Genomic DNA, 24219 nt, shown 5'->3' on the forward strand with positions numbered 1-24219 from the left:
TTGACCGTTCACCCTCGCGGACCGACATTGGGTGTTCGGCGTTGTACACAGCGTCTGTGAAGGTGAAGTCATGACCCAGTCCGACCGTCTGATCTTCGGCCCCGGTTCCGGCGCTGCAGCCCGCCGTCCGGCCAACGGTCTGCTGGCCTCGATCCTGTGGCTCGGCGGTCTGGTGGCCACCCTTGTCGCCATGGCCGTGGGCGCGGTGCTGGCCGTCTTCACCGCGGCCGCCGTGGCCGTGATCGCCCTGTTCGCCGCCGTGCTGGTCTTCTTCGCCGGCCTGGCCATGGGCGCCCGCCGCAAGGTCACCGTCCGCGCCCGCCGCGCCGACGACGTCATCGAGGCCCGCAAGGTCGACGGCGCCTGGGTCGCCTACGGCTGGGAGAGGCCGGGCCGCTAACGGTGCTGGTCGTCAAGGACGCGCCGTCCCCGAATTTCGACAACCGCCGGGCCCCGCCCGACATGCTGGTGGTGCACTACACCGGTATNGAGACGGTGCCGATCGCATCGCGTGGGCGCCGTGCTGGCCGTCTTCACCGCGGCCGCTGTGGCCGTGATCGCCCTGTTCGCCGCTGTGCTGGTCTTCTTCGCCGGCCTGGCCATGGGCGCCCGCCGCAAGGTCACCGTCCGCGCCCGCCGCGCCGACGACGTCATCGAGGCCCGCAAGGTCGACGGCGCCTGGGTCGCCTATGGCTGGGAGAGGCCCGGACGCTAGGCCGGGACCGCTGACGGTGCTGGCGGTCAAGGACGCGCCGTCCCCCAATTTCGACGCCCGCCGGGCCCCGCCCGACATGCTGGTGCTCCACTATACCGGGATGAAGACGGCCCGTGAGGCCATCGCCCGGCTGCAGGATCCCGAGGCCAGGGTCTCGGCCCACTATGTGGTCAAGGAAAACGGCTCGATCCTGCGCCTCGTCCACGAGGAACGCCGCGCCTGGCATGCCGGCGCCGGCGCGTGGCAGGGCGAGACCGACTGCAACGCCGCCTCCATCGGCGTCGAGATCGTCAATCCGGGCCATGAGTTCGGCTATCGCGACTTCCCCGAGACGCAGATCGACGCGGTCATCAGCCTGATCAGCGACATCCGCACGCGCTGGACCATCCCCGACGCCCGCATCATCGGCCATTCCGACCTCGCGCCCGAGCGGAAGCAGGATCCCGGCGAGCGCTTCCCGTGGAAGCGGCTCGCCTCGGTGGGCCACGGCCTGTGGTTCGAGCCCGCGCCGGAACGCACGGCCGCGCTGGGCCCGCCGCTGGGCGTGGGCGACGAGGGTCTGGGCGTGGTGGTTCTGCGCGCCGGCCTGCACCGGCTCGGCTACGCCCTGCCGCCGGGCGGCGACTATGACGAGGCGACCCGGCTGACGGTCGAAGCCTTCCAGCGCCACTGGCGGCCGGCGAAGGTGGACGGCATCGCCGACGGCGAGACGCGGGCGACGCTGATGGGCGTGCTGCAGCTGGCCACGGCGGAGAGCGTGACGGGCGTGCTGAGCTAGTTCAGCTGCTAGCCCTGACCCAGATCGCGCCGATCTGGAGAACCATGCCCACCAGAAAAACCGGCCAGAACGGAAGTCCGGTCGCGAGCCCGAGCACCAAAGCTGCGCCGGCCGTAACGAAGAGGCAGTTCGAGATCAGCGCGCGCTTTTCTTCGATCACGACGTGATCATTGACCCCGATCCGCTGGCGGCGCAATTGAGCCCCGTCAGACGGCCGGGCGGTCGCGGCGGGGGTTATGCCCGCGTCGAGGAAAGTCCGGGCTCCACGGTGAAAAGGCGGCGGGTAACTCCCGCCCGGGGCGACCCGAGGGATAGCGCCACAGAAAGCAAACCTCCGGCCTTGCGAGGCCGGTAAGGGTGAAAGGGTGGGGTAAGAGCCCACCGCGTGCCTGGCAACAGGGACGGCATGGCAAGCCCCGCCTGGAGCAAGACCGAATAGGGACGTCGCGCGNAGGGTGAAAGGGTGGGGTAAGAGCCCACCGCGTGCCTGGCAACAGGGACGGCATGGCAAGCCCCGCCTGGAGCAAGACCGAATAGGGACGTCGCGCGGTTTCGGCCGCAGGGTTCATCGCCCGAGGCGTCCGGGTAGGTCGCGAGAACCGTTCAGCAATGGGCGGTCCAGAGGAATGATCGTCGCCCGCTTCGGCGGGAACAGAACCCGGCTTACAGGCCGTCTGACATTTTCTCCTTGTTGGGGCCTATCGCTCGCGACGCGGTCGCTCGCTGCTTGAGGCCGCCCCTCCGTCACGGCGCGAACAGCGGCGCGCCTCGTCGCCATCCGCGAGGGGGATAGAGAAGTCGACCGCCGTTCGGCGGTTAACGCCTTGGCCCGTATTGCGGCGCAACATCAGTCCACAGCCTGTCTATACTTTGGATGTTCTATGTATGTTCTGGTCGTTACAGCGTTTTCAACCACCTTCGAGGTTAACCTCCGTCAACTAATCCCATTGAGGCCCAGTTGATCCCATGCTATCCCATTCTCTCTGAGGGTGTTCAGGGGAACAGAGGGGCGGATCGCGAGATCCGAGTTTGGGGCAGGCGTGTTTCTCTCGACCTATGAGAAACAGTTGGACGGAAAGCGACGCCTGCTGATTCCGCAGGAGTTCCGCACCGCCGACAACGGCGCCGAGCACGGCGTCTTCTGCTTCTTCTCCATGGCGTCCGACTGCCTGGAGGCCGGCGGCGACAAGCTGATGGCCGAATACGTCGCCCGCATCGAGGCCCTGCCGTTCGGCAGCGACCGGCGCACCGCGCTCGAGGAAACCTTCTACGCCGGCCAGCGCCCGCTCTCGTACGACGGCGGCGGCCGCATCACCCTGCCGGAAAGCCTGTGTCAGGACGCCGGCCTGGGCGAGGACGTGGTCATCGTCGGCCTGGGCCCGCGCTTCCAGATCTGGGACCGGGCGCGCTGGAACGCCCGCCGCGACGCCCGCCGCGCCCTGGCCCGTCAGGTCATGCTGGGCGACGACGTGAAAGGGGAGGGCGCATGAGCCCTCACGCCCCGGTTCTGCTCGATGAAGTGATCGAGGCCCTGGCCCCGGGTCCCGGCGACGTGATCATCGACGCCACCTTCGGCGCCGGCGGCTATACCCGCGCCATCCTCGCGACCGGGGCGACGGTGATCGGTCTGGACCGCGACCCGACCGTGCAGCCGCATGCGGACGCCGTGGCCAATGACTATCCGGGCAAATTCCGGCTGATCCGCACCCCCTTCTCGGGCCTGGCCGACGCCTTCGCGCAATCGGGCGAGGCGAGGCTGGACGGGGTGGTGTTCGACATCGGCGTTTCGTCGATGCAGCTGGACCAGGCGGAGCGCGGCTTTTCCTTCATGCGCGACGGGCCGCTGGACATGCGGATGTCGGACGAGGGCCAGACCGCCGCCGACATCGTCAACACCTGGGACCACGGGCCGATGGCCCATATCTTCAAACTGTATGGCGACGAGCGCCAGTCGGGCCGGGTCGCCACCGCCATCCTGCGCCGCCGGGTCGAGAAGCCGTTCGAGCGGACGCTGGATCTGGCCGCCGTGGTCGAGAAGGCGCTGGGCGGCCGGCGCGGCGCGGCCATCCATCCCGCCACCCGCGTGTTCCAGGCGCTGCGCATCGCCGTCAATGACGAGCTGGGCGAACTGCGCGCCGGGCTGGAGGCGGCCGAGGCGACGCTGGCGCCGGGCGGGCGCCTGGTCGTGGTCACCTTCCATTCGCTGGAGGACCGCATCGTCAAGGCCTTCCTGACCGAGCGCACCGGCAACGCCCCCGGCGGTTCGCGCCACGCCCCGGTCGCCATCGAGACCCGCAAGCCGAGCTTCACCCTGTCGTTCAAGGGCGCCCGCGAGGCGGGCCAGGCGGAGCTGGGGTCGAACCCGCGCGCCCGGTCGGCCAAATTGCGCGCCGCCGTGCGCACCGACGCCGCGCCCTGGGGGAGGATCGCCGCATGAGCCCGGCCGTCGCCACCCTGAACCGGCTGTATGCGTGGAAAATCCGCGGCGTGCGCTGGGTCGAGATCATCGGCGTCATGCTGGTCGCGGCCATGGTCTTCTCGGTCTATCTGGCCAAGGCCGCGGCGGCCCGCGAGAGCGCCCGGATCACCGATCTGGAACGCCAGATCACCGACAACGGCCAGCGCGTCCGCCTGCTGCGTGCAGAGGTCGCCCGCCTGGAACAGCCGGGCCGGCTGGAGGCCCTGTCGCGCGGCGCGGGTCTGGGGCCCGTCGATGTTCATCGCCAGGCGACCGAGGCCAGTCTGTCGACGCTGACGGCCGTGCCCGCGCCGCCGCCCGCTCCGGCCGCCGCGCCGCCCGTCGAAGCCGCGGCCCCCGCCGCGCCGGTCGCGGAGCCCGCGCAATGAGCGCGCACGATCCCTTCGCCGCCGACCGGTCCCCCGCCTACGACGGGCGGCGCTACAGGCCCTCGTGGCGCTGGCTGGCCGAGGCCATGTGGTGGGTCGAGCATTCGTTCGGCCGCGCCCGCGCCGACGCCCGGCCGGAGGAAGACACGCGGGTCCGCATCTTCGTCATCCTGTCGCTGTTCTCGGCGGTGTTCGTCTGTCTGGCCGTGGGCGCCGCACATGCGGCCCTGCTGACGCCGAAGGGCGGGGCGGGGTCGGCGGTCCATCCCAATGCGGTGGTCCGCGCCGACATGGTCGACCGCAACGGCGCCCTGCTGGCCACCAACATCACCCACTACGGCCTCTATATCGATCCGCGCGAGGTGTGGGACCGCAAGGCGGCGGCGATCCAGATCAAGCGCGCCCTGCCGCGGGTCTCGATGGCCAAGCTGAACCGCGTGCTGAATGGCGACCGGCGCCTGCTGGTCATCAACCGCCTGACGCCGCAGGAGAAGGTGGCGGTCCACGCCCTGGCCCTTGGCGGGATCGGCTTCGAGCCCGAGGACGTGCGGGTCTATCCGCTGGGCGAATCGGCGCGCCATGTCGTGGGCAATGTCGACACCGGCGGGGTCGGCCTGTCCGCCGCCGAACGCGCCTTCAACGACGAGATCCGCGCCGCCGGCGCGCGCGGCGAGACCTTCCAGGTCTCCATCGACCTGCGCATCCAGGGCATTCTCGAGAACGAGCTGGCCGCCGCCGCCGCCGAGACCCGGGCCAAGGGCGCGGTGGGCATCATCACCGACGTCCAGACCGGAGAGGTCCTGGGCATGGCCAGCTGGCCGGGGGCGAACTCGCGCAACCTCGCCTCGGCCGCGACCTATGAGATGGGCTCGGTGTTCAAGACCTTCACCGTCGCCGCCGCCATCGACACCGGCCGGGCCGACATGAACACCCTGCTGGACGCCTCGGAGGCGCTGCAGATCGGCAACCGGCGGATCACCGACTTCCACGCCACCAACAAGGTGCTGACGCTGGAGGAGGTCTATCTGCACTCGTCCAACATCGGCACCTCGCGCCTGTCGACCGAGATGGGGCCGCGCGTCATGCGCGACTATTTCCAGCGCTTCGGCCTGATGTCGCGGGCGCCGTTCGAGATCGCCTCCGAGACCCCGATCATTCCGCGCGAATGGTCGGACTCGACCCTGGCCTCGCTGTCGTTCGGCTACGGCATCTCGATCACGCCGCTGCAGATGGCGGCGGCGATGCAGGCCCTGACCAACGGCGGGCGCTATATTCCGCTGACCCTGCGCAAGGGCGGGCGGCCCGATGTGCAGGCGCGGCAGGTGATCTCGCCCGAGACCTCCCTGACCATGCTGGACCTGATGCGCCGCAATGTGGTGCGCGGTTCGGGCGGCCGGGCCGAGGCGCCCGGCCTGCGCGTCGGCGGCAAGACGGGCTCGGCCAACAAGTCCGTCAACGGCCGCTATTCCACCGCCCACGCGGTCGGCACCTTCGCCGGCGTCTTCCCGGCGGATGGTCCGGTGAACGCGCGCCGCTACCAGATCCTCGTCCTGATCGACGAGCCGCAAACCTATCCGCGCACCGGGGGCTTCGTGGCCGCCCCGGCCGTGGGCCGCATCGCCGACCGGATCGCGCCCTTCCTGAACGTGCAGCGCCGCGCCGACCCGTATCGCACCGCTGTCGGCGACAAGATCCCCGCCTTCGAGGATCTGGAAGGCGACGGCCGATGAGCGCCGTCCCGTCCCCCGTCAAACTGTCGGAGCTGCTGCGCCGCGACGTGGCCTCGGACCCGGTGATCACCGGTGTGACGGCCGACAGCCGCAAGGTCGCGCCGGGCTCGCTGTTCGTGGCCCTGCCGGGCAGCGCCGCCGACGGCCGGGCCTTCATCCCGCAGGCCCTGTCGCAGGGCGCCGCCGCCGTGCTGGCGCCGGCCGACACCGACGCGGCCATGGCGCCGGTGCTGGTCACCTCGGGCGACGTGCGCCGCGCCTACGCCATCGCCGCGCGCAGCTTCTACGGCGCCCAGCCGGCCACCTGCGTCGCCGTGACGGGGACCAACGGCAAGACCTCGGTCGCCGCCTTCTGCCGCCAGATCTGGGCCTCCATGGGCCTCCATGCCGCGAGCATGGGGACGCTTGGGGTTTTGGCCCAATCAGGTAACGTTAACCGGGCGTTGACGGGCCCCGGCCTGACCAGTCCCGACGCCGCCGACGCCGCCCGCATGCTGGCCGATCTGGCCGCCGGGGGCGTGACCCATCTGGCGCTGGAGGCGTCGTCGCACGGCATCGACCAGCGGCGTCTGGACGGGGTGTCGCTGAAGGCCGCGGCCTTCACCAATCTGAGCCAGGACCATCTCGACTATCACGGCGACATGGAGGCCTATCGCGCCGCCAAGCTGCGCCTGTTCGAGACCCTGCTGCCGCGCGGCCGGACCGCCGTGCTGAACGCGGACAGCGACGCCTATTCCAGCTTCGCCGCCGCCTCGATCATGTCGGGCCTCGGCGTCATGGGCGTGGGCGAGCGCGGGCGGGACCTGTCGCTGGTCGCCCGTCGGGCCACGCCGGAGGGCCAGCGCCTGACCATTGACGCGCGCGGGACGATGCACGAGGTGCTGCTGCCGCTGGCCGGGGCCTTCCAGGCCTCGAACGCCCTCGTCGCCGCCGGCCTTTGCATCGCCGCTGGCGAGACGCCCGAGCGGGTGCTGGCGGGGCTGGAGAAGATCACCGGCGCCCAGGGCCGGCTGCAGCGCATTCCCGGTTCCGGAAAGGGCGAGGTCTATGTCGACTACGCCCATACGCCCGACGGGCTGGAGACCGTGCTGAAGGCGCTGCGTCCGCATGCGACGGGCCGGCTGATCGTGGTGTTCGGCGCCGGCGGCGACCGGGACAAGGGCAAGCGGCCGCTGATGGGCGAGATCGCGGGCCGTCTGGCCGACGTGGCCATCGTCACCGACGACAATCCCCGCTCCGAGGACCCGGCCGCCATCCGCCGCGCCGTGCGCGAGGGCTGCCCGTCCGCGCGGGAGACCGGCGACCGCCGCGCCGCCATTCAACAGGCCATCGCGATGATGGGCGACGGAGATGTGGTGGTCATCGCCGGAAAAGGGCATGAGCAGGGACAGATCATCGGCGGGACGACTCATCCCTTCGATGACGCAACCGTCGCCGCCGAAGCCCTTCGCCTCCATGCCTGACACCGCTCCGCTCTGGACCTCCGCCGAAATNTCGGCGGGACGACTCATCCGTTCGATGACGCAACCGTCGCCGCCGAAGCCCTTCGCCTCCATGCCTGACACCGCTCCGCTCTGGACCTCCGCCGAAATTGAAGCCGCGACGGGCGGCCGCCTGTCCGGGGTCGCCTTCGAGGCGACCGGCATCACCTACAACAGCCGCGAGATCGTGCCCGGCGACCTGTTCCTGGCCCTGAAGGGCGCGCGCGACGGGCATGAGTTCGCCGCCGCCGCCTTCGCCGCCGGCGCGGCCGGCGCGATCACCGAACACCCGGTCGAGGGCGGACCGTCCGTCGTCACCGCCGACACCCTGCGGGCCCTGGAAGCCCTGGGCGTCGCCGCGCGCGAGCGCAGCGCGCGGGTCCGGCGCGGGGCGGTCACCGGCTCGGTCGGCAAGACCAGCGTGACCCAGGCGGTCAAGGCGGGGCTCGACCTGGCCGGCCCGGCCCACGCCTCGATCAAGAGCTACAACAACCACATCGGCGTGCCCCTGACCCTGGCCCGGATGCCGCGCTCGACCGAGCGGGCGGTGTTCGAGATCGGCATGAACGCGCCGGGCGAGATCGCGCCCCTGTCGAGGATGGTCCGGCCCCACGCCGCCTGCGTCACCACCATCGGCCCGGTTCACATCGAGGCCTTCGCCGACGGCGAGGCCGGGGTGGCGGCCGAGAAGGCGGCGATCTTCGAAGGCCTGGCCCCCGACGGCGTGGCGGTGCTGAACGGCGACACGGCGTTTTCCGTCCTGCTGGACGCGGCCGCGCGCAAGGCCGGGGCCCGGCGCGTCACCTTCGGGACCGGCGCCGGCCACGACGCCCGGCTGATCGATTTCGAGCCCCTGCCGCAAGGCGCGCGGGTGAAGGCCGAAATGTTCGGCAAGACGGTCGACTTCGCGCTCGGCCAGTCCGGCTTCCACTGGGGCCTCAACAGCCTGTGCGTCCTGTTGATGCTCGACGCCCTCGACGTGCCGCTGGAGACGGCGCTGAGCGCGCTGGCGGATTTCCAGCCGCTGGCGGGCCGGGGCCAGACAACGGTCGTGGCCGCGCCCGGCGGGGCCTTCACCCTGATCGACGAGAGCTACAACGCCAATCCGCTGTCCATGGCCGCGGGCTTCCGCAGCCTCGGCGCCAGGCCGGTGTCAGCGGGCGGGCGGCGGGTGGTCGTCCTGAGCGATATGCTGGAGCTGGGCGACCAGTCGCGCGTCCTCCACGAAGGTCTGGCCGCGGCCATCGACGCCGCCGCGCTGGATCTGGTCCACACCGCCGGGCCGGAGATGAAGCGGCTGCACGACGTCCTGCCGCCCGCCCGTCGGGGCCTGTGGCGCGAGACCGCCGCCGAACTGGCCGCCGAGGCCGCGGCTCTGGTTGCGCCCGGCGACGTGGTCATGGTCAAGGGATCGAACGGGTCGAAGGCGTCACTGGTCGCCCGGGCCCTTGCTGCTCTGGGAGGGGCTGGCTGATGTTTTACCTGCTGTATCTCCACTATGCCGACATCGCCCAGGATTATCCGCTGCTGAACCTGGTCCAGTACCAGACCGTGCGGGTGGCCCTGGCCATGGCCACGGCCATGATCGTCTCGGTCGCCATGGGCAGCCGGTTCATCGCTTGGATGCGGCTCAAACAGGGCAAGGGCCAGCCGATCCGCTCGGACGGCCCGGTCTCGCACCTGTCCAAGGTCGGGACCCCCACCATGGGCGGTTTGATGATCCTGGCGGGCATCGCGGTGGCGGTGCTGCTGTGGGGCGACCTGACCAATCCCTACATCTGGATCGTGAGCCTCGTCACCGCGGCCTTCGGCGTGCTGGGCTTCATCGACGACTACGCCAAGGTCTCGAAACAGACCTCGGCGGGGCTGACCTCGAAGCAGAAGCTGCTGGCCCAGGTCGCCGTCTCGCTGGTCGCCGGCGTGCTGACGGTGCTTTGGATGAAGGCGTCGCCGACATCCCCGAACCTCGAGACGTCGATCGCCTTCCCCTTCTTCAAGGCCGTTCTGCTCAACGTCGGCTGGTTCTATGTCGCCTTCGCCGCCTTCACGATCGTCGGGTTCTCGAACGCGGTGAACCTGACCGACGGCCTCGACGGCCTCGCCATCGTGCCGGTAATGATGGCCTCCGCCGCCTTCGGCATCATCGCCTATCTGGCCGGCAATTTCATCTTCTCGAGCTATCTCGGCATCCACCACGTCCCGGGCGCCGGCGAGCTGGCCATCTTCCTCGCCGCCATCATCGGCGGGGGCACGGGCTTCCTCTGGTACAACGCCCCCCCGGCCAAGATCTTCATGGGCGACACCGGGTCGCTGGCCCTCGGCGGCGCGCTCGGCGCCATCGCGGTGGCGACCAAGCACGAACTGGTGCTGGGCATCGTCGGCGGCCTGTTCGTGATCGAGGCCGCCTCGGTCATGATCCAGGTCGCCTATTTCAAGGCCACGAAGAAGCGCATCTTCCTGATGGCCCCGATCCACCACCATTTCGAGAAGATGGGCTGGCCGGAATCGACCGTGGTGATCCGCTTCTGGATCGTCTCGGCCATGCTGGCGCTGCTCGGCCTCGCCACCCTGAAGCTGCGGTGAAGCCGGCCTCATCAAACAGACCGTCACCCTCGGGCTTGACCCGAGGGCCGGACCGTACGCGCGCGCGATCGCTGGTGAGTTCGCACCGCCCTGGCGCGGCGCCTGCGGAACATCTGATCCTCGGGTCAAGCCCGAGGATGACGGAGCTTTTGCCATGATCCCCGTCCCCGGTTTCGAAGGGCGGCGCATCGCGGTCTTCGGCCTGGGACGGTCGGGACTGACGGCCGCCCGCGCCCTGAAGGCCGGCGGGGCCCTGCCGGTGCTGTGGGACGACAGCGTCTCCAGCCGCATGCAGGCCGAGGCCGAAGGCTTCGCCGTCGAGGACCTGACCGGCGCCGACTGGTCGGGCTTCGCCGCCCTGGTGCTGTCGCCGGGCGCGCCCCTGAACCATCCCGAGCCGCACTGGACCGTCGGCAAGGCGAAGGCCGCGGGTGTCGAAGTGATCGGCGACATCGAACTGTTCGCCCGCGCGATCGCGGCCCTGCCGGAGAGCGACCGTCCGAAGATCGTGGCCATCACCGGGACCAACGGCAAGTCCACGACCACGGCCCTGATCGGCTGGGTGCTGAAACAGGCGGGGCTGACGGTCCACGTCGGCGGCAACATCGGCATCGGCGTGCTGGCGCTGCCGGCGCCGACATCGGGCGCGGTCTATGTGATCGAGGTGTCGAGCTACCAGCTGGATCTGACGACCGGTTTCGCGCCGGACGTGGCGATCCTGACCAACGTCAGCCCCGATCATCTGGATCGGCATGGGGGCATGGCGGGCTATGTCGCGGCCAAGGCGCGGATCTTCCAGGCGCAGGGGGCCGACGGGCTGGCGCTGGTCGGCGTGGATGAGAAATGGGGGCGGGCGATCGCGGCGGACCTCGCGGAGAACGGGCGTCGCGTCACGACGGTCAGCACCCTCCCTTCTCCCCTGGGGGGAGAAGGTGTCTCGCGGAGCGAGGCGGATGAGGGGTCTGCCCCACACGCACAGGCTGGCGCCGGGCAGGCGGCGCAAGCCCCCTCATCCGAGCCGCTCCGCCGCCCACCTTCTCCCCCGAGGGGAGAAGGGATTCTGGCGGCCGACGGGGTCTTGAGCGTAAGGCGTGAAGCGGACGTCAGCCTGTCGAACGCCCGTTCTCTGCCCGGCCGCCACAACGCCCAGAACGCCGCCTTCGCCTGGGCCGCCGCGCGCGCGCTGGGCGTGAGCCACGCCGCCGCCGTCGAAGGCCTGATGACCTTCCCCGGCCTCGCTCATCGCATGGAAGAAGTCGCTCGCCTCGGCCGCGTCCGCTTCATCAACGACTCCAAGGCCACCAACGCCGACGCCGCGCGGCAGGCGCTGGCCAGCTATGAACGCAGTTTCTGGATCGCCGGCGGGCGGGCCAAGGCGGGCGGGATCGACGATCTGGAGGACCTCTTCCCGCGCGTCGTCGAGGCCTTCCTGATCGGCGAGGCGGCGGGGCCGTTCGCCGCCCGGCTGGGAGAGACGCCGCACCGGATCAGCGGCGACATGGCCAGCGCCGTGAAAGCCGCCGCCGAAGCCGCCGCCGCGACCGGCCGCGAAGAGGTGGTGCTGCTGTCGCCCGCCGCCGCCAGCTTCGACCAGTATCCGGACTTCGAGGCGCGGGGCGAGGCCTTCCGCGCCGCCGTCCTCGCCCTCGGCGCCACACCGGCCAGCGCGTCATGACCGACTACAGCCCCGCCTTCTCGCGCAACGACCAGAGCCCGATCGCCAAATGGTTCTGGACCGTCGATCGCGGCCTGCTGGCCGCGGCCCTGACGCTGGTGGCGTTGGGCGTGTCGCTGAGCTTCGCCTCCAGCCCGGCGGCCATTCTGGCGGATCAGTCGATCAGCGATCCCTTCCACTATTCCTGGCGGATGATCGTCTGGGCGGCGGGCGGGACGGTGATGATGCTGCTGGCGTCCCTGCTGTCGCCGCGCGGCGTGCGGCGCATCGCCCTGCTGGCCCTGCTGGGGGCCATCGTCGTCATGGCCGCCCTGCCATTCATCGGCAATGAGGTGAAGGGGGCGGCGCGCTGGGTCAATCTGGGGCCTTTCAGCCTGCAGCCGTCCGAGTTCGCCAAGCCCAGCCTCATCGTCTTCGCCGCCTGGATGTTCTCGGAGGCGCAGAAGGGGCAGGGGGTGCCCGGCGTCAGCATCGCCTTCGGGGCCTGGGCCCTGACCGTGGGCCTGCTGCTGATCCAGCCAGACATCGGCCAGACCCTGCTGATCACCACCACCTTCATGGCNGGGGCCTGGGCCCTGACCGTGGGCCTGCTGCTGATCCAGCCAGACATCGGCCAGACCCTGCTGATCACCACCACCTTCATGGCGGTCTTCTTCATGGCGGGCGTGCCCCTGAAATGGGTCGCCGCCCTCGCCGCCGCCGGCATGGCGGGGGTGGTGGGCCTGTATTTCGCCTTCAGCCACATGCGCGACCGTCTCAGCCGCTTCCTCTCGCCCGAGACCACCGACACCCACCAGATCGACCGCGCCTCCGAGGCCATCCGCGCCGGAGGCCTGGTCGGGCGCGGCGTCGGCGAGGGGGTGATGAAACGTTCGGTGCCCGACCTGCACACCGACTTCATCTATTCCGTCGGCGCCGAGGAGTTCGGCCTGGTCCTGTCGCTGGCCATGATCGGCCTGTACGCCTTCATCGTCGTCCGCGGCATGCGCCGGGCCATGAAACTGACCGACCCGTTCGATCAGACGGCGGCGGCCGGCCTGTTCATGCTGATCGGACTGCAGGCCTGCATCAACATCGCGGTGAACCTGAACCTGATCCCGACCAAGGGGATGACCCTGCCCTTCATCAGCTATGGCGGCTCGTCGATGCTGGCCATGGGGCTGACCATGGGCCTGGCCCTGGCCTTGACCCGCCGCCGCCCCGGCGCCTACGAGCCGGGGGCCAGCCTGCCGCAGGGCCGGCGGATTTTGCCGTAGGTTTCCGATGTCCAGAGTCTGCGTCGTCGCCGCCGGAGGCACCGGCGGCCATATGTTCCCCGCCGAGGCCCTGTCGCGAGAGCTTCAGGCGCGCGGCTGGCGCATCGTCCTGGCCACCGACCATCGCGGCGAGGCCTATGCCCACACCTTCCCCGCCGAGGAGCGGATCGCCCTCGACGCCGCCACCGGGCGCGGACCGATCGGCATGGCCAAGGCCGGGGTCGCCATCGCGCGCGGCGTGCTCAAGGCCCGCAAGGCGCTGAATCGTCTCGACGCGGCCGTGGTCGTCGGCTTCGGCGGCTATCCGTCGGCGCCGGCCCTTATCGCCGCGCTCAGCCAGCGGCGGCCGACCCTGCTGCACGAACAGAATGCCGTGCTGGGCCGCACCAACCGCTGGCTGGCGCCCTATGTCGGGGCGGTGGCGTCGTCCTTCCCCGATCTGCAGAAGGTGCCGCAGGGGCTGGGCGCGCGCGTGTCGCTGGTCGGCAATCCGGTGCGGCCGGATATCCGCGCCCTGTACGACCGCGTCTGGAGCCCGCCCTCGCCGGACGGCCCGATCCATGTGCTGGTCACCGGCGGCAGTCAGGGCGCCCGCATCCTCGCCGAGACCGCCCCCCGCGCCCTGGCGGCCCTGCCCGAGGCGATCCGCGCCCGGCTGAAGGTGCAGCAGCAATCGCGGGCCGAGACGCTGGAAGCCGCGCAGCAGATCTATCTCGAGGCCGGTGTCGCCGCCGAGGTCGCGCCCTTCTTCCGCGACATGGCCCGGCGTCTGTCGGCGGCGCATCTGGTCATCGGCCGGGCGGGGGCCTCGACCTGTTCCGAGCTGGCCGTGGCCGCCGTGCCGTCACTGCTGATCCCGCTGAAGATCGCCATGGACGACCACCAGCGCTTCAACGCCCTCAGCCTGGCCGAGGCCGGCGGGGCCGAGGTGATGCTGGAGGACGAGGTGACGGTTCAGGCCCTGACGGCGGCCTTGGCGCCCCTGCTGTCCGATCCGGCCCGTCTGGCGGCGATGAGTACGGGCGCACGGTCAGCCGCCCTGCCGGACGCGACGCGGGCCTTGGCCGATATGGTCGAGGCGGCGGCCTAGTTCGCGGCCAGAGCCGCGCGCCCCACCCGCACCGCATCTGCCAGATTGTCGGCGTCGGCCTCGCCTGCGGAGGCAGGATCGCAGGCGACCGCCAGCAGTTCCGCTGCGTCTCCGCCGGGCGCGGCGGCATAGGCCTGGGCCGGATCCGGCGTCGCGGGCCCCTCGGCCCCGCCCTCGCGCACCGCGGCGAAGTCCAGCCGGTCGGCGGTTCTGGCCGCGCAGTCGAAAGTCCACCATGACCAGCCGCCCCACCAGGGCTGGCCGCCGGCCGTGAAATCCTCTTCCGTGACCTGCAGGCTGCGCATCCGCACACGGCCGCCCTGCCGCGAGATGGTCGACAGGTCCGCCAGCACCGCAAACCGGCCCACGCCGGTCAGGACGAGGCGGTGCCCCTCGGGCTGCGGCGCCGGCGGCTGGGCGCAGGCGGGCGCGGCCAGCAGGGCGGCGGTCAGGACGACGGCGTGCAGGCGCGTTTTCATGTCCCATCGTAACCGCGCGTTGACCGGGATGCGACTAGGCTGTCGACCATGACGCGCTTCATGACGCTCGATTTCGCCGGCGGCGACCGGTCCGCGATGCTGGACCGCGTCCTCGGCATGGCGCGCGACGCCTATGGCTATGTCGTCACGCCCAATGTGGACCACGTCATCAAGCTGATGGACGGCCGTGTTCCCCGCGACGTGTATGAGGGCGCCGGGCTGAAGGTCTGCGACAGCCGCATCCTCGCCCATCTGGCCCGGCTGCGGGGCGTGCGCCTGCCGGTCTATCCGGGATCCGACCTGACCGCCGACCTGCTGGCCTCTCCGGCCGCCGAGGGCCTGACCATCGCCGTCTTCGGCCCCGACCGCGCCGCCTTCGACGATCTGGCGGCCCGCTATCCGCGCCAGACGCTGAAATTCCTCGAGGCGCCCATGCTGGTTCCCGGCACGCTCGGCTGGCGCGCCGCCGTCGGCCATGCCGCCCACGCGGAGTGGGACGTCCTGCTGGCCTGCGTCTCCTTCCCCAAACAGGAGCTGTTCGCCCACGCGCTGCGCGCGGCGGGCCGCCGCACCGGCGTGACCCTGTGCGTCGGCGCCTCGGTCGACTTCCTGACCGGCCGCCAGCAACGCGCGCCGCGCATCTTCCAGCGGCTGTCGCTGGAATGGCTGCACCGCCTGCTGAGCCAGCCCCGCCGCATGTTCCGCCGCTACGTCATCGAGGGGCCGGCCATCTTCGGCTGGTTCGTCCGCACCGAACTGCTGGGCTCATCCCGATAATCCGCTCATCCCGGCGAAAGCCGGGACCCAGTCCTTTGCGTGATGAGGCGGTTCCGGAAGTCTGCGATCGGCAGTCCTGAAACGCCGGCGTCAGGCTGTACAGAACTGGGTCCCGGCTTTCGCCGGGATGAGCGGAATTTGGATCAGGCGGTCACGATCTCTTCCGCCTGCGTGAGATCCACGCTGACCAGCTGGCTCACCCCCCGCTCGGGCATGGTCACGCCGTACAGCCGGTCCATCCGGCTCATGGTCACCGGGTTATGGGTGATGACGATGAAACGGGTGTCGGTGCGTTTGCGCATCTCGTCGAGCATGCGGCAGAAGCGGTCGACGTTGGCGTCGTCCAGCGGGGCGTCGACCTCGTCCAGCACGCAGACCGGGGCCGGATTGGCGAGGAAGACGGCGAAGATCAGGGCCGCCGCCGTCAGGGCCTGTTCGCCGCCCGACATCAGGCTCATGACGGCCAGACGCTTGCCGGGCGGGCAGGCGTAGATTTCCAGACCGGCTTCCAGCGGATCGTCGCTCTCGACCAGTTTCAGCTCGGCCTGGCCGCCGCCGAACAGGGCTTCGAACAGGCTCTTGAAATTGTCGTTGATGATGTCGAAGGCGGCCACCAGACGCTCGCGGCCCTCGGCGTTCAGTTCATCGATGCCGTCGCGCAGCCTGGCGATGGCGGAGGTCAGGTCCGACCGCTCGACCTTCATGGTGTTGAGCCGGTCGCCGTATTCGAGCGCCTCGTCCTCGGCCAGCAGATTGACCGCGCCCAGGGCTTCGCGCTCGCGCTCCAGACCGTACAGCAGGCTCTCGGCCCCGGCGGCGTCGGGCGGACGGGCGATGGCGTCGTCGGTCAGCTTCTGGCCCAGTTCTTCCGGCGACATCTGGGCCGTCTCGCGCAGGTTGGTCTCGGTCTCGGCCAGCCGTTCGGCCGCCGCCTCCGCCCGCGCCGCCAGCCCGGCCCGCGCCTCTCGCGCCGTCGAGGCCGCGCTTTCGGCCGCCCGCGCCGCCCGGTCGGCCTCGCCGGCCGCGCCCTCGGCCGTGGCGAGGGCGTCGCCCGCCGCCTTGCGCCGGGTCTCGGCGGCGGTCAGGGCGTCCAGCAGGGATGAGCGCTGCGCCGCCAGTTGTTCCGGCGCGTCCGCCGCCTGCTTCAGCCGCTGCGCCGCCTTTTCCGCGTCCTTTTTCAGCGCGGCGATGCGGGCCGTGGAATCCTTCGCCCGCGCGGACCAGCCGTCGCGTTCGCGGGTCAGGCCGTCCAGACGCGCCTGACGCCCCGCCACCTCGCGCGCCTCGGCGTCGCGTTCGACCCGCGCCGTGGCCGCCGCGCCGCGTGCTGCGTCCGCCGCCGTTCGGGCCGCCGTCAGTTCGGCGCGCAGGCCGTCGAGGGTCTCCGACGGCGCGTCGTCTCCCTGCGCCTCCGCCAGGGCCGCCTGCGCCGCCTCGACCTCGGTCGTCAGCCGCGCGATCGTCTCGTCCAGCGCCTGGGCCCGCGCCTCCTTGCGCGCCTGTTCGCGGCCCAGGGCCTCGACCCGGTCGCGCGCCGCCGTGACGGCCTTGTCCAGCGGGAAGGGCGCCGCGCGGGCCGTCTTCACCGCCTCCTCCGACGCCCGGAAGGCCTCGGTCGCCGCCTTCTGCGCGGCTTGGGCCGCGTCCAGCGCCGGTCGGCCCGTGTCGATCTCGGCCTCCAGCTCCGCCAGCCGTGACCGTTGCGCCAGACGCACGGCGGCCGGACGCGGCGCCGCGGCGCGCTGCACGAAGCCGTCCCAGCGCCACAGGTCGCCCTCGCGGGTCACCAGCCGCGCGCCGACCGGCAGGGATTTCGCCAGCCGCTCGATGTCCCCCGCCGACGCCACCCCGCAGTGGGCCAGCCGCGCCGCCAGCTGAGCCGGCGCCGAAACATGGTCCGCCAGCGGCTTGACGCCCTCTGGCCATGACGGGGAGGGGACGCCGGCCCCGGCCCAGTACGCCGCCGCCCGCGCGTCCAGCGCCGCGTCCAGATCGTCCCCCAGCGCCGCCGCCAGCGCGGCCTCATAGCCCTTGTCGGCCTGCACGCCGTCCAGCGCCGGCGGATATTCCCGCTTTCCCTGCACCAGCAGCTGCGCCAGTCCCCGCGCCTCGGTCTGCAGCCGGCCCAGCCGGTCCTCGGCCGCGCGCGCCGCCGTGCGCGCCTCGGCCTCGGCCCGGGCCCGGTCGCCGCGCTCGGTTTCCGCCGTCTCCACGGCCGCCCGCGCCGCCGCCAGTTCGGCCTGGGCCGTCGCCAGCGTCGCCGTCGCCGCCTCGATCTCGGGCGTCTGCAACGGGCCCAGCGCCGCGCGCTCGGCCCGGGCCGACTCCAGCTGCGCCTCTGCCCGGTCGACCCGGGCCTCGGCGTCGCGCTTGCGGGCGTTCTCGGCGTTGACGCGCGCCTCGACCGAGGCCACGGCTCCGGCGACCCGTTCGACCTCGGCGTCGGCGGCCTTGCGCGCGTCCTCGGCGGCGGCGAGGGCGGCTTCCAGTTCCGGGCCGCGCGCGGGGGCGCCGGCGATCTCGGCGGTCAGGGTCTCCAGGGCCGCGCCCAGCCGGGCCAGTTCGTCCCCGGCGTCGCCGGCCATGGCGGTCTCGCGTTCGATGTCGGCGGCGATGCGCGTCGTCTCGGCGGTCAGCCGCTCGACCTCGGCCCGCGCCGCCTGTTCGGCCATGTCCAGCCGGTCGCGCTCCAGCGAGGCGCGGTGCAGCAGGGCGCCGGCGACGGCGTCCTCCTCGCGCGCCGGCTTCAGCGCCTCCTGCGCCGCCAGGGCCGCGGTCTGGGCCCGGCTCGAGGCCGTGCTCGCCTCGGCCACGGCCCGGTCGGCCCCGGCCAGCTCGGCCGCGGCGGCCTCGGCGGCCACCCGGGCATCATTCCAGCGCACGAACAGCAGGGCGGCCTGCAGGGCGCGGATCTCGGCGGAAATCTTCTTGTAGCGTTCGGCCTGCCGCGCCTCGCGCCGCAGCCGCGTCAGCGCCGTCTCCAGCTCGCGGCCGATGTCGTCCAGCCGTTCGAGGTTGGTCTCGGCCGCCTTGAGCCGCAGCTCGGCCTCGTGCCGGCGGGTGTGCAGGCCGGCCACCCCGCCGGCCTCCTCGAGGATGCGGCGGCGGTTCTGCGGCTTGGCGGCGATCAGTTCGCTTATCTGGCCCTGACGCACGAGGGCGGGCGAGTTGGCGCCGGTCGAAGCGTCGGCGAACAGCAGCTGCACGTCGCGCGCGCGCACCTCCTTGCCGTTGATGCGATAGGTCGAGCCTTGGCCCCTGTCGATGCGGCGGGACACCTCCAGCATGGGGCTGTCGGTGAACGGCTGGGGCGCGCGGCGCTGGGCGTTGTCGATGGTGAGCTGGACTTCGGCGTGGTTGCGCGGGGGCCGGTTGGCGGCGCCGGCGAAGATGACGTCGTCCATACCCTGACCGCGCATGGCCTTGGCCGAATTGGCCCCCATGACCCAGCGCAGGCCTTCCAGCACATTGGACTTGCCGCAGCCATTGGGCCCCACCACGCCGGTCAGGCCCGGCTCGATATGCACCTCGGCGGGGTCGACGAAGGACTTGAAGCCCACGAGCCGGAGGCGCTGGAACTGCATGGGTCCCTACGCGGTCATCGGCCGGATGCGGCCGCCCGGATCGCGACCTCCAGTCCGCCCAGCGAACGGTCCGTCACCCGGCGTCCGTTGACGAAGAAGCTCGGGGTGCTGTCGATGTCGGCGGCGATGGCGCTGTCGATGTCGCGGTTGATGGCGGCCCGGGTCGCCGGGGTCGCGGCGCAGGCGTCGATCTGGGCCCGTGTCCGGCCGCTGACGGCGATGGCGGGGGCGTACCAGTCGTCGCGATCCCCGCCGCGCAGCACCGCCGCCTGGCCGTGCATCAGGCTGGCGGCCACGTCGAAGAATTTGCCCGGCGCGGCGCAGCGCGCCAGGGCCGCCGCCGGCAGGGACATCTCCTCGGGCGGCGTGGGCAGGTTGCGGAACACGTACCGCACCCGGCCGGTGTCGATGAACCGCGTCTTGAAGGTCGGATAGACCAGCTGATGCCAGTCGGCGCAGAGGTGGCAGGCGAACGAGGCGTATTCGATCACCGTCACCGGGGCGTCGGCCCGACCGATGCTGCGGTCGGCCGCCGTGACCGGCGCGACCTGTTCGGTCGCGACCGCGGGCGCCGAGGCCGAGACCGAGGCGAGGGGCGCCGTCGCCAGCGCCAGGATCAGCAGGAGACGCGGCGGCCGCACCGGCGCGATCAGCCCTTCGCCAGCTCGGCCTCGATGGCCTTCGACAGATCGGCCATGGTCGCGCCCTCCTCGCCGGGCGAGATGATCTGCACCCCGTTGACGAAGAAGGCGGGCGTACCGGTGACGCCGGCCTTGATGGCCGCGTTCGAGCGCTCCTCGGAGGCCTTCAGGTTCTCGGGGTCCTTGATGCAGGCCTCGATCTGCTGGTTGTTCAGGCCGGCGCCGTTGCCGACGCGGAACAGGGTGTCGCGCGGATTGACGCCTGTGCGCCATTCCGCCTGGCTGGCCATGATGCCGTGGACCACGTCGAAATATTTGTCCTCGCCGGCGCAGCGGGCGATCATGAAGCCGGCGACGGCGACATTGTTCGGCGGGGTCGGCAGTTCGCGGAAGACGTAGCGGACCTTGTTGGTGTCGACATAGGCGGCCTTGAACGCCGGCCAGGTCGTTTCCTGCCACGCGGCGCAGTGGGGGCAGGTGACCGAGGCGTATTCCACCACGGTGACCTTGGCGCCCTCGGGGGCTCCCAAGGCCATGTCGCCCTCGGCCGTCGCGCCCGCTCCACCCCCGCCGCAACCGGCCAGGGTGACCATGGCGGCCATGGCGGCGGCGGTCATGGCCGCACGGCGGTTCATGGCGGCGTATTTCGTGATGGCGCTCATGGCGTCGTCCTCAACTGGCGGCGGGAATTTCCGGAGTATCGCGCGATTCCCCGCGGTCGCGCGCGCCTGACCACCTTCGAGAACAGAAACGGCGAAGTTTTGTCAACGGCCCGCGCGGTCGCGGCCTTTTCCGGGGTCGCCCAGAACCGCCCGTCCCAGCCGTTCCAGCGGGCCCTTCAGGGCGTCGGACGCGTCCGCCACGGCCGCCTTCAGCGCGGCTTCGTCCCGGGCCGCCAGCGGCTCGGCGGCGGGGCGGCGCTTCAGGGGGGCGGCGATGTCGGACGGCGGCTTCACCGGCCCTTGGGCGATGCGCAGGCGGTCGACGCTGCCCGCGCCGAGGAACAGGTTCACCCGGGCGATGATGTCTTCCGACTGGTGCTGCACCAGCAGGGCCGCCGGACCGGCCACGCGCAGCTCCAGCGTCCCGCCGGTGCCGCCGCGTCCCCTGGTCAGCTTCTGCGGCCGGGTCACCCTGGCCAGCCGGTCGCCGACGATCTCGCGCCAGCGCGGCTCCAGCGCCTGGGCGCCGCGGCCGAATTTCGCGTCCAGTTCCTTGATCAGCCCCTGCAGCGCCCGCCCGGCCTTGGGCGCGGGACGCGGGGCCGGACGCGTGCGTCGTCGCGACAGGATTTCGCGGACCTCGGCGTCGGTGGGCAGCGGGCGGGGCATTTCCGGGTTATAGCGCGGTCGATGCCTCCCGTCCCGGTTCACCCGTCCGCCGACCTGCCAGCCCTGCGCGCCGCCCTGCTGGACTGGTACGACGCTCACCGCCGCACCCTGGCCTGGCGCGGCGCCCCCGGCGCGGCGGCCCCCGATCCTTACCGGGTGTGGCTGTCCGAGGTCATGCTGCAGCAGACCACCACACCACACGCCACACCGTATTTCGAGGCCTTCACCGCCCGCTGGCCGACCGTGTCCGATCTGGCGGCGGCGGCGGACAGCGACGTCATGGCCGCCTGGGCCGGCCTCGGCTACTACGCCCGCGCCCGCAACCTGCTGGCCTGCGCCCGCGCGGTGGCGGGGGACCATGGCGGCGTCTTCCCCGACACGGAGGCGGGACTGCTGGCCCTGCCGGGCGTCGGCGCCTACACCGCCGCCGCCGTGGCCGCCATCGCCTTCGGCCGCCCCGCCAATGTGGTGGACGGCAATGTCGAGCGCGTCATGGCCCGGCTGTTCGCGGTCGAGACGCCGCTGCCCGCGGCAAAACCCGAACTGCGCCGGCGGGCGGCCTCCCTTGTCGCCGATCACCGGCCCGGAGACTGGGCCCAGGCGCTGATGGATCTCGGGGCCACGGTCTGCCGTCCCGGCCGGCCCCTGTGTCATCTGTGCCCGCTGACGGCCTGGTGCGCCGGCTTCCGGTCGGGCGCGCCGGAGCGCTGGCCGCTGAAGACAAGGAAGACTGTGCGCCCGCACCGGACCGGAACCGCCTGGGTCCTGCGCGACGACAGGGGCCGGGTCGCCCTGGTGCGCCGGCCGGACAAGGGGCTGCTGGGCGGCATGACGGGCCTGCCGACCTCTGACTGGGCGGTGGACGCGGCCGAGGCCTCGCCCCCTGTCGCCGCCGATTGGCGCGGCGCGGGTGCGGTCGAGCACGTCTTCACCCATTTCTCGCTGACGCTGGACGTCCGCACCGCGACCGGAGCGGGCGACTTCCTCTGGACCGACCCCGACGAGGCCCTGCGATCCCTGCCCACCGTCTTCCGCAAGGCCCTGGAGCGGGGCCTTGCCTAGCGAACGGTGCGCACCGACACGGGTCCCTCGCGGCGCTGGGGGATGACCACCGTGTGCTGGCCCATCTGCTGGAAGGCCAGGTCCACGACGCCGTCGCCGACCTGCAGATTGGTGACATTGAGCCGATCGATGCCCGCCGGCAGCACCGGGTCGTCGATCTCGACCGTCCCGGCCACGGCGTCGAGGCTGATCCCCAGCGCCGACTGCAGCATCAGGAACACCGACCCCGCCGCCCAGGCCTGGGGCAGGCAGGCCACCGGATAGGCGATCGGCGGCTCGCCGGTCTGCCGCTCGAAGCCGCAGAACAGCTCGGGCAGGCGCAGGTGGAAATGGGTCGCCGAGGCGTAGATCTCGCCCAGCAGCAGGGCTACCGCCCGCCGCTCGCCGTAGCGGGCCATGCCGGCCGCCGCCATGGCGGTGTCGTGAGGCCAGACCGAGCCGTTGTGGTAGCTCATCGGATTGAACCGGGCCTGACCCGTGGCCAGCGTCCGCACGCCCCAGCCGGAGCGGAACTCGGCCCCCAGCAGCCGCTTCGTGACCCGCTTCGCCCGCTCCGGCGAGGGCAGGCCGGTGAATAGCAGATGGCCGGCGTTGGAGCCGATCGAGCGGCACTGCTCGCCGTCGCCGTCGACGGCGATGGCGTAGAAGCCTTCCTCCTCCATCCAGAACCGGTCCTCGACGAGGGCCCGCACCCGTTCGGCCTGCGCCGCCCAGCCCAGGGCGCCGGGATCGCCGAGCGCCGCGCCAAGGTCCGCCATCGCCTGCCAGGCGGCATAGGCGTAACCCTGCACCTCCAGCAGGGCGACCGGTCCCTTGGGGAAGCGGCCGTCGGTGTGGAAGATGGAGTCCTCGGAATCCTTCCAGCCTTGGTTCGACAGGCCCGTCTCGGCCCCGCGCTGGTAGCTGATCAGGCCGTCGCCCTGGATGTCGCCGTGATCCTTCATCCAGCCCACGGCGGCGATGAGATTGGGCCACAGCTGGCGGATCAGGGCGAAATCCCCCGTCCGCCGCGCATAGGCTCCGGCCAGGGCCACGAACAGGCAGGTCGTGTCGACCCCGCCGTAGTAGAGGCCGAACGGCACCTCGCCGAGCGCCGACATCTCGCCGCCGCGGGTCTCGTGCATGATCTTGCCCGGCGCCGAGTCCTGGAAGGCCGAGAATTCCGTCGCCTGGCGCATGGCCAGATAGGTCAGCACCCCCTTGGCCAGGCTGGGGTCCAGCCACAGCATCTGCCAGGCGGTGATGATCCCGTCGCGCCCGAAGGGCGTCGAGAACCACGGCACGCCGGCATAGGGATAGGGCCCGGTCGGCAGGTCGGTCGTCAGCAGGGCCACGTCGGCCCGGCTCTGGTCCAGCCAGTCGTTGAACCGTGGGCTGCGGGGCCCTCTCAGCGACGCCCCGCGTCTCCGGCGCGTGCGCATGGCCAGCCGGGCCGCCACCGCATGGAACCGGTAGCGCGCCTCGTCGGGCTGCTCGCATCGGTCGGGGCCGCATTCGATGTAGAGATCGCTGCGCCGGCCCCGGGGCAGGCTGAACATGAATTCGGCTCGCGCGCCGGTCAGCCGCGCCGGCGGTTCGGAGAAGGCCAGGCAGCTGGTGCGGCGGACGCCGTCCAGCCCGGCGTAGGCGAAGGTGACCCGCCGCCCGTCATGCGTCGGCGTCTCGGTGGTCCCCCGCTTCTCGCGCAGCGTGCCGCGCACCTGGAAGATGTCGGCGAAGTCGGCGGCGAAATCGATCGCCAGCGGCAGCAGCATGTCCTCGACGCCGTGATTGACGATCCGCACCCGCTCGAACATGCGCCGGTCCCGGATGAAGCGCCGACGCTCGATATGCAGCACCCCCGCCGGCGCCGAACGCCCGCCCATGGGCGGCAGGGGCCGGTTGGTGGAGTGACAGGTGAAGTAGACGTTGTCCTGGCTGACCCCCGAGCTCAGCCGCGACGGCCGCGCCAGCCCGACCGTCAGGACCAGTCGCGACAGGATCCGCGTGTCCTGCTCGAACAGGCCGTCGGCCCCGCCCTTCATATCGCCCCAGCCATCCGCCACGGCGAAGGTGTCGCCGTCCTTCAGCGCCATAAGCCGTTCCAGCCCGTCGGCTTCGGACGTGTCGAGCGCGGTGGTCTGAACGTTGTAGGCGTCGTCCATGAAGACTCCAGGGGCGGTGGCCGGGGCGGACAGGCTGGCGCGCAAA

The 24219-nt window shown here is 71.6% G+C and carries 21 protein-coding genes, 1 other RNA gene and 1 pseudogene; 16 read left to right on the plus strand and 7 right to left on the minus strand.

Annotated elements, in window-relative coordinates:
* Nucleotides 1-70 precede the first annotated feature (70 nt).
* Complete coding sequence (locus ASD25_RS07045; RefSeq protein ID WP_055831580.1) at nucleotides 71-400, plus strand: hypothetical protein; 330 nt, start codon at nucleotides 71-73, stop codon at nucleotides 398-400.
* A gap of 289 nt (nucleotides 401-689) precedes the next feature.
* On the plus strand, nucleotides 690-1493 hold the full coding sequence (locus ASD25_RS07055) for an N-acetylmuramoyl-L-alanine amidase (RefSeq protein ID WP_055831579.1): 804 nt from the start codon (nucleotides 690-692) through the stop codon (nucleotides 1491-1493).
* A 1-nt stretch (nucleotide 1494) separates the two neighbouring features.
* Here the strand turns inward: ASD25_RS07055 and ASD25_RS07060 are convergent, their stop codons facing one another.
* A complete protein-coding gene (locus tag ASD25_RS07060; protein WP_055831578.1) occupies nucleotides 1495-1689 on the minus strand; it encodes a hypothetical protein in 195 nt (64 codons plus the stop codon).
* A 10-nt stretch (nucleotides 1690-1699) separates the two neighbouring features.
* Between ASD25_RS07060 and rnpB the strand changes: the two genes are divergently transcribed.
* The 12 genes and pseudogenes from rnpB (at nucleotide 1700) to murG (ending at nucleotide 14155) form a co-directional block, all read left to right on the plus strand.
* Nucleotides 1700-2175, plus strand: an RNA gene (gene rnpB / locus ASD25_RS07210) — RNase P RNA component class A.
* 358 nt (nucleotides 2176-2533) lie between these two features.
* A complete protein-coding gene (locus tag ASD25_RS07065) occupies nucleotides 2534-2983 on the plus strand; it encodes a division/cell wall cluster transcriptional repressor MraZ (RefSeq protein ID WP_055831577.1) in 450 nt (149 codons plus the stop codon).
* Nucleotides 2980-3930, plus strand: a complete 951-nt coding sequence (gene rsmH, locus ASD25_RS07070) for a 16S rRNA (cytosine(1402)-N(4))-methyltransferase RsmH (protein WP_055831576.1) — start codon at nucleotides 2980-2982, stop codon at nucleotides 3928-3930. The genes ASD25_RS07065 and rsmH overlap by 4 nt, the downstream gene beginning before the upstream one ends.
* Nucleotides 3927-4340, plus strand: coding sequence for a hypothetical protein (locus ASD25_RS07075; RefSeq protein ID WP_055831575.1), 414 nt, complete (start codon nucleotides 3927-3929; stop codon nucleotides 4338-4340). Before rsmH ends, ASD25_RS07075 begins: the two co-directional genes overlap by 4 nt.
* Complete coding sequence (locus ASD25_RS07080; protein ID WP_055831574.1) at nucleotides 4337-6070, plus strand: penicillin-binding protein 2; 1734 nt, start codon at nucleotides 4337-4339, stop codon at nucleotides 6068-6070. Before ASD25_RS07075 ends, ASD25_RS07080 begins: the two co-directional genes overlap by 4 nt.
* Entirely contained in the window at nucleotides 6067-7533 is a 1467-nt protein-coding gene (locus tag ASD25_RS07085; RefSeq protein WP_055831573.1) for a UDP-N-acetylmuramoyl-L-alanyl-D-glutamate--2,6-diaminopimelate ligase, read from the plus strand. Before ASD25_RS07080 ends, ASD25_RS07085 begins: the two co-directional genes overlap by 4 nt.
* Nucleotides 7534-7624: 91 nt before the next feature.
* A complete protein-coding gene (murF, locus tag ASD25_RS07090; RefSeq protein WP_055831614.1) occupies nucleotides 7625-9025 on the plus strand; it encodes a UDP-N-acetylmuramoyl-tripeptide--D-alanyl-D-alanine ligase in 1401 nt (466 codons plus the stop codon).
* Nucleotides 9025-10134, plus strand: a complete 1110-nt coding sequence (gene mraY, locus ASD25_RS07095; protein ID WP_055831572.1) for a phospho-N-acetylmuramoyl-pentapeptide-transferase — start codon at nucleotides 9025-9027, stop codon at nucleotides 10132-10134. Before murF ends, mraY begins: the two co-directional genes overlap by 1 nt.
* 154 nt (nucleotides 10135-10288) lie before the next feature.
* Nucleotides 10289-11809 carry a UDP-N-acetylmuramoyl-L-alanine--D-glutamate ligase gene (gene murD / locus ASD25_RS07100; RefSeq protein ID WP_055831571.1) on the plus strand — a complete coding sequence of 507 codons (1521 nt, stop codon included), beginning with the start codon at nucleotides 10289-10291 and terminating at the stop codon, nucleotides 11807-11809.
* A partial coding sequence (locus ASD25_RS31750) for an FtsW/RodA/SpoVE family cell cycle protein (protein ID WP_235562642.1) occupies nucleotides 11806-12371 on the plus strand: 566 nt, incomplete at its 3' end. The genes murD and ASD25_RS31750, both read left to right, overlap by 4 nt.
* A 1-nt stretch (nucleotide 12372) precedes the next feature.
* Nucleotides 12373-13065: pseudogene (locus ASD25_RS31755) on the plus strand (FtsW/RodA/SpoVE family cell cycle protein); the annotation flags it as partial.
* A gap of 7 nt (nucleotides 13066-13072) precedes the next feature.
* The gene (murG, locus tag ASD25_RS07110; protein WP_055831569.1) at nucleotides 13073-14155 is read left to right on the plus strand and encodes an undecaprenyldiphospho-muramoylpentapeptide beta-N-acetylglucosaminyltransferase; all 1083 of its coding nucleotides are present in this window, start codon (nucleotides 13073-13075) and stop codon (nucleotides 14153-14155) included.
* On the opposite strand, the gene ASD25_RS07115 is transcribed toward murG, so the two are convergent.
* A complete protein-coding gene (locus tag ASD25_RS07115) occupies nucleotides 14152-14634 on the minus strand; it encodes a surface-adhesin E family protein (RefSeq protein ID WP_235561802.1) in 483 nt (160 codons plus the stop codon). The genes murG and ASD25_RS07115 overlap by 4 nt on opposite strands.
* 48 nt (nucleotides 14635-14682) lie before the next feature.
* On the opposite strand from ASD25_RS07115, the gene ASD25_RS07120 reads away from it, so the two are divergent.
* Complete coding sequence (locus ASD25_RS07120; RefSeq protein ID WP_055831568.1) at nucleotides 14683-15411, plus strand: WecB/TagA/CpsF family glycosyltransferase; 729 nt, start codon at nucleotides 14683-14685, stop codon at nucleotides 15409-15411.
* Between the two features lie 143 nt (nucleotides 15412-15554).
* Here ASD25_RS07120 and smc read toward each other — a convergent pair whose 3' ends face one another.
* From smc to ASD25_RS07140, 4 genes are all read right to left on the minus strand, one after another.
* Nucleotides 15555-18995: a chromosome segregation protein SMC gene (smc, locus tag ASD25_RS07125; RefSeq protein ID WP_055831567.1), complete on the minus strand. Its 3441-nt coding sequence runs from the start codon at nucleotides 18993-18995 to the stop codon at nucleotides 15555-15557.
* A 14-nt stretch (nucleotides 18996-19009) separates the two neighbouring features.
* A complete protein-coding gene (locus tag ASD25_RS07130; RefSeq protein WP_200943563.1) occupies nucleotides 19010-19636 on the minus strand; it encodes a thioredoxin domain-containing protein in 627 nt (208 codons plus the stop codon).
* An 8-nt stretch (nucleotides 19637-19644) separates the two neighbouring features.
* The gene (locus ASD25_RS07135; protein WP_055831566.1) at nucleotides 19645-20298 is read right to left on the minus strand and encodes a DsbA family protein; all 654 of its coding nucleotides are present in this window, start codon (nucleotides 20296-20298) and stop codon (nucleotides 19645-19647) included.
* Between the two features lie 102 nt (nucleotides 20299-20400).
* Complete coding sequence (locus ASD25_RS07140) at nucleotides 20401-20967, minus strand: DciA family protein (protein WP_055831565.1); 567 nt, start codon at nucleotides 20965-20967, stop codon at nucleotides 20401-20403.
* A 21-nt stretch (nucleotides 20968-20988) separates the two neighbouring features.
* On the opposite strand from ASD25_RS07140, the gene mutY reads away from it, so the two are divergent.
* Nucleotides 20989-22029, plus strand: a complete 1041-nt coding sequence (mutY, locus tag ASD25_RS07145) for an A/G-specific adenine glycosylase (protein WP_055831564.1) — start codon at nucleotides 20989-20991, stop codon at nucleotides 22027-22029.
* Here mutY and ASD25_RS07150 read toward each other — a convergent pair.
* Nucleotides 22026-24173: an amylo-alpha-1,6-glucosidase gene (locus ASD25_RS07150; RefSeq protein ID WP_055831563.1), complete on the minus strand. Its 2148-nt coding sequence runs from the start codon at nucleotides 24171-24173 to the stop codon at nucleotides 22026-22028. The genes mutY and ASD25_RS07150 overlap by 4 nt on opposite strands.
* Nucleotides 24174-24219: the final 46 nt, after the last annotated feature.

The organism is Brevundimonas sp. Root1423 (assembly GCF_001426805.1).

Excerpts from the sequence above, each read along its gene's own strand:
- ASD25_RS07045 (WP_055831580.1), top strand. The coding sequence starts at position 71 with ATGACCCAGTCCGACCGTCTGATCTTCGGCCCCGGTTCCGGCGCTGCA.
- ASD25_RS07055 (WP_055831579.1), top strand. The coding sequence starts at position 690 with ATGGCTGGGAGAGGCCCGGACGCTAGGCCGGGACCGCTGACGGTGCTG.
- rsmH (WP_055831576.1), top strand. The coding sequence starts at position 2,980 with ATGAGCCCTCACGCCCCGGTTCTGCTCGATGAAGTGATCGAGGCCCTG.
- ASD25_RS07075 (WP_055831575.1), top strand. The coding sequence starts at position 3,927 with ATGAGCCCGGCCGTCGCCACCCTGAACCGGCTGTATGCGTGGAAAATC.
- ASD25_RS07080 (WP_055831574.1), top strand. The coding sequence starts at position 4,337 with ATGAGCGCGCACGATCCCTTCGCCGCCGACCGGTCCCCCGCCTACGAC.
- ASD25_RS07085 (WP_055831573.1), top strand. The coding sequence starts at position 6,067 with ATGAGCGCCGTCCCGTCCCCCGTCAAACTGTCGGAGCTGCTGCGCCGC.
- murF (WP_055831614.1), top strand. The coding sequence starts at position 7,625 with ATGCCTGACACCGCTCCGCTCTGGACCTCCGCCGAAATTGAAGCCGCG.
- mraY (WP_055831572.1), top strand. The coding sequence starts at position 9,025 with ATGTTTTACCTGCTGTATCTCCACTATGCCGACATCGCCCAGGATTAT.
- murD (WP_055831571.1), top strand. The coding sequence starts at position 10,289 with ATGATCCCCGTCCCCGGTTTCGAAGGGCGGCGCATCGCGGTCTTCGGC.
- murG (WP_055831569.1), top strand. The coding sequence starts at position 13,073 with ATGTCCAGAGTCTGCGTCGTCGCCGCCGGAGGCACCGGCGGCCATATG.
- ASD25_RS07115 (WP_235561802.1), bottom strand. The coding sequence starts at position 14,634 with ATGAAAACGCGCCTGCACGCCGTCGTCCTGACCGCCGCCCTGCTGGCC.
- ASD25_RS07120 (WP_055831568.1), top strand. The coding sequence starts at position 14,683 with ATGACGCGCTTCATGACGCTCGATTTCGCCGGCGGCGACCGGTCCGCG.
- smc (WP_055831567.1), bottom strand. The coding sequence starts at position 18,995 with ATGCAGTTCCAGCGCCTCCGGCTCGTGGGCTTCAAGTCCTTCGTCGAC.
- ASD25_RS07135 (WP_055831566.1), bottom strand. The coding sequence starts at position 20,298 with ATGAGCGCCATCACGAAATACGCCGCCATGAACCGCCGTGCGGCCATG.
- ASD25_RS07140 (WP_055831565.1), bottom strand. The coding sequence starts at position 20,967 with ATGCCCCGCCCGCTGCCCACCGACGCCGAGGTCCGCGAAATCCTGTCG.
- mutY (WP_055831564.1), top strand. The coding sequence starts at position 20,989 with ATGCCTCCCGTCCCGGTTCACCCGTCCGCCGACCTGCCAGCCCTGCGC.
- ASD25_RS07150 (WP_055831563.1), bottom strand. The coding sequence starts at position 24,173 with ATGGACGACGCCTACAACGTTCAGACCACCGCGCTCGACACGTCCGAA.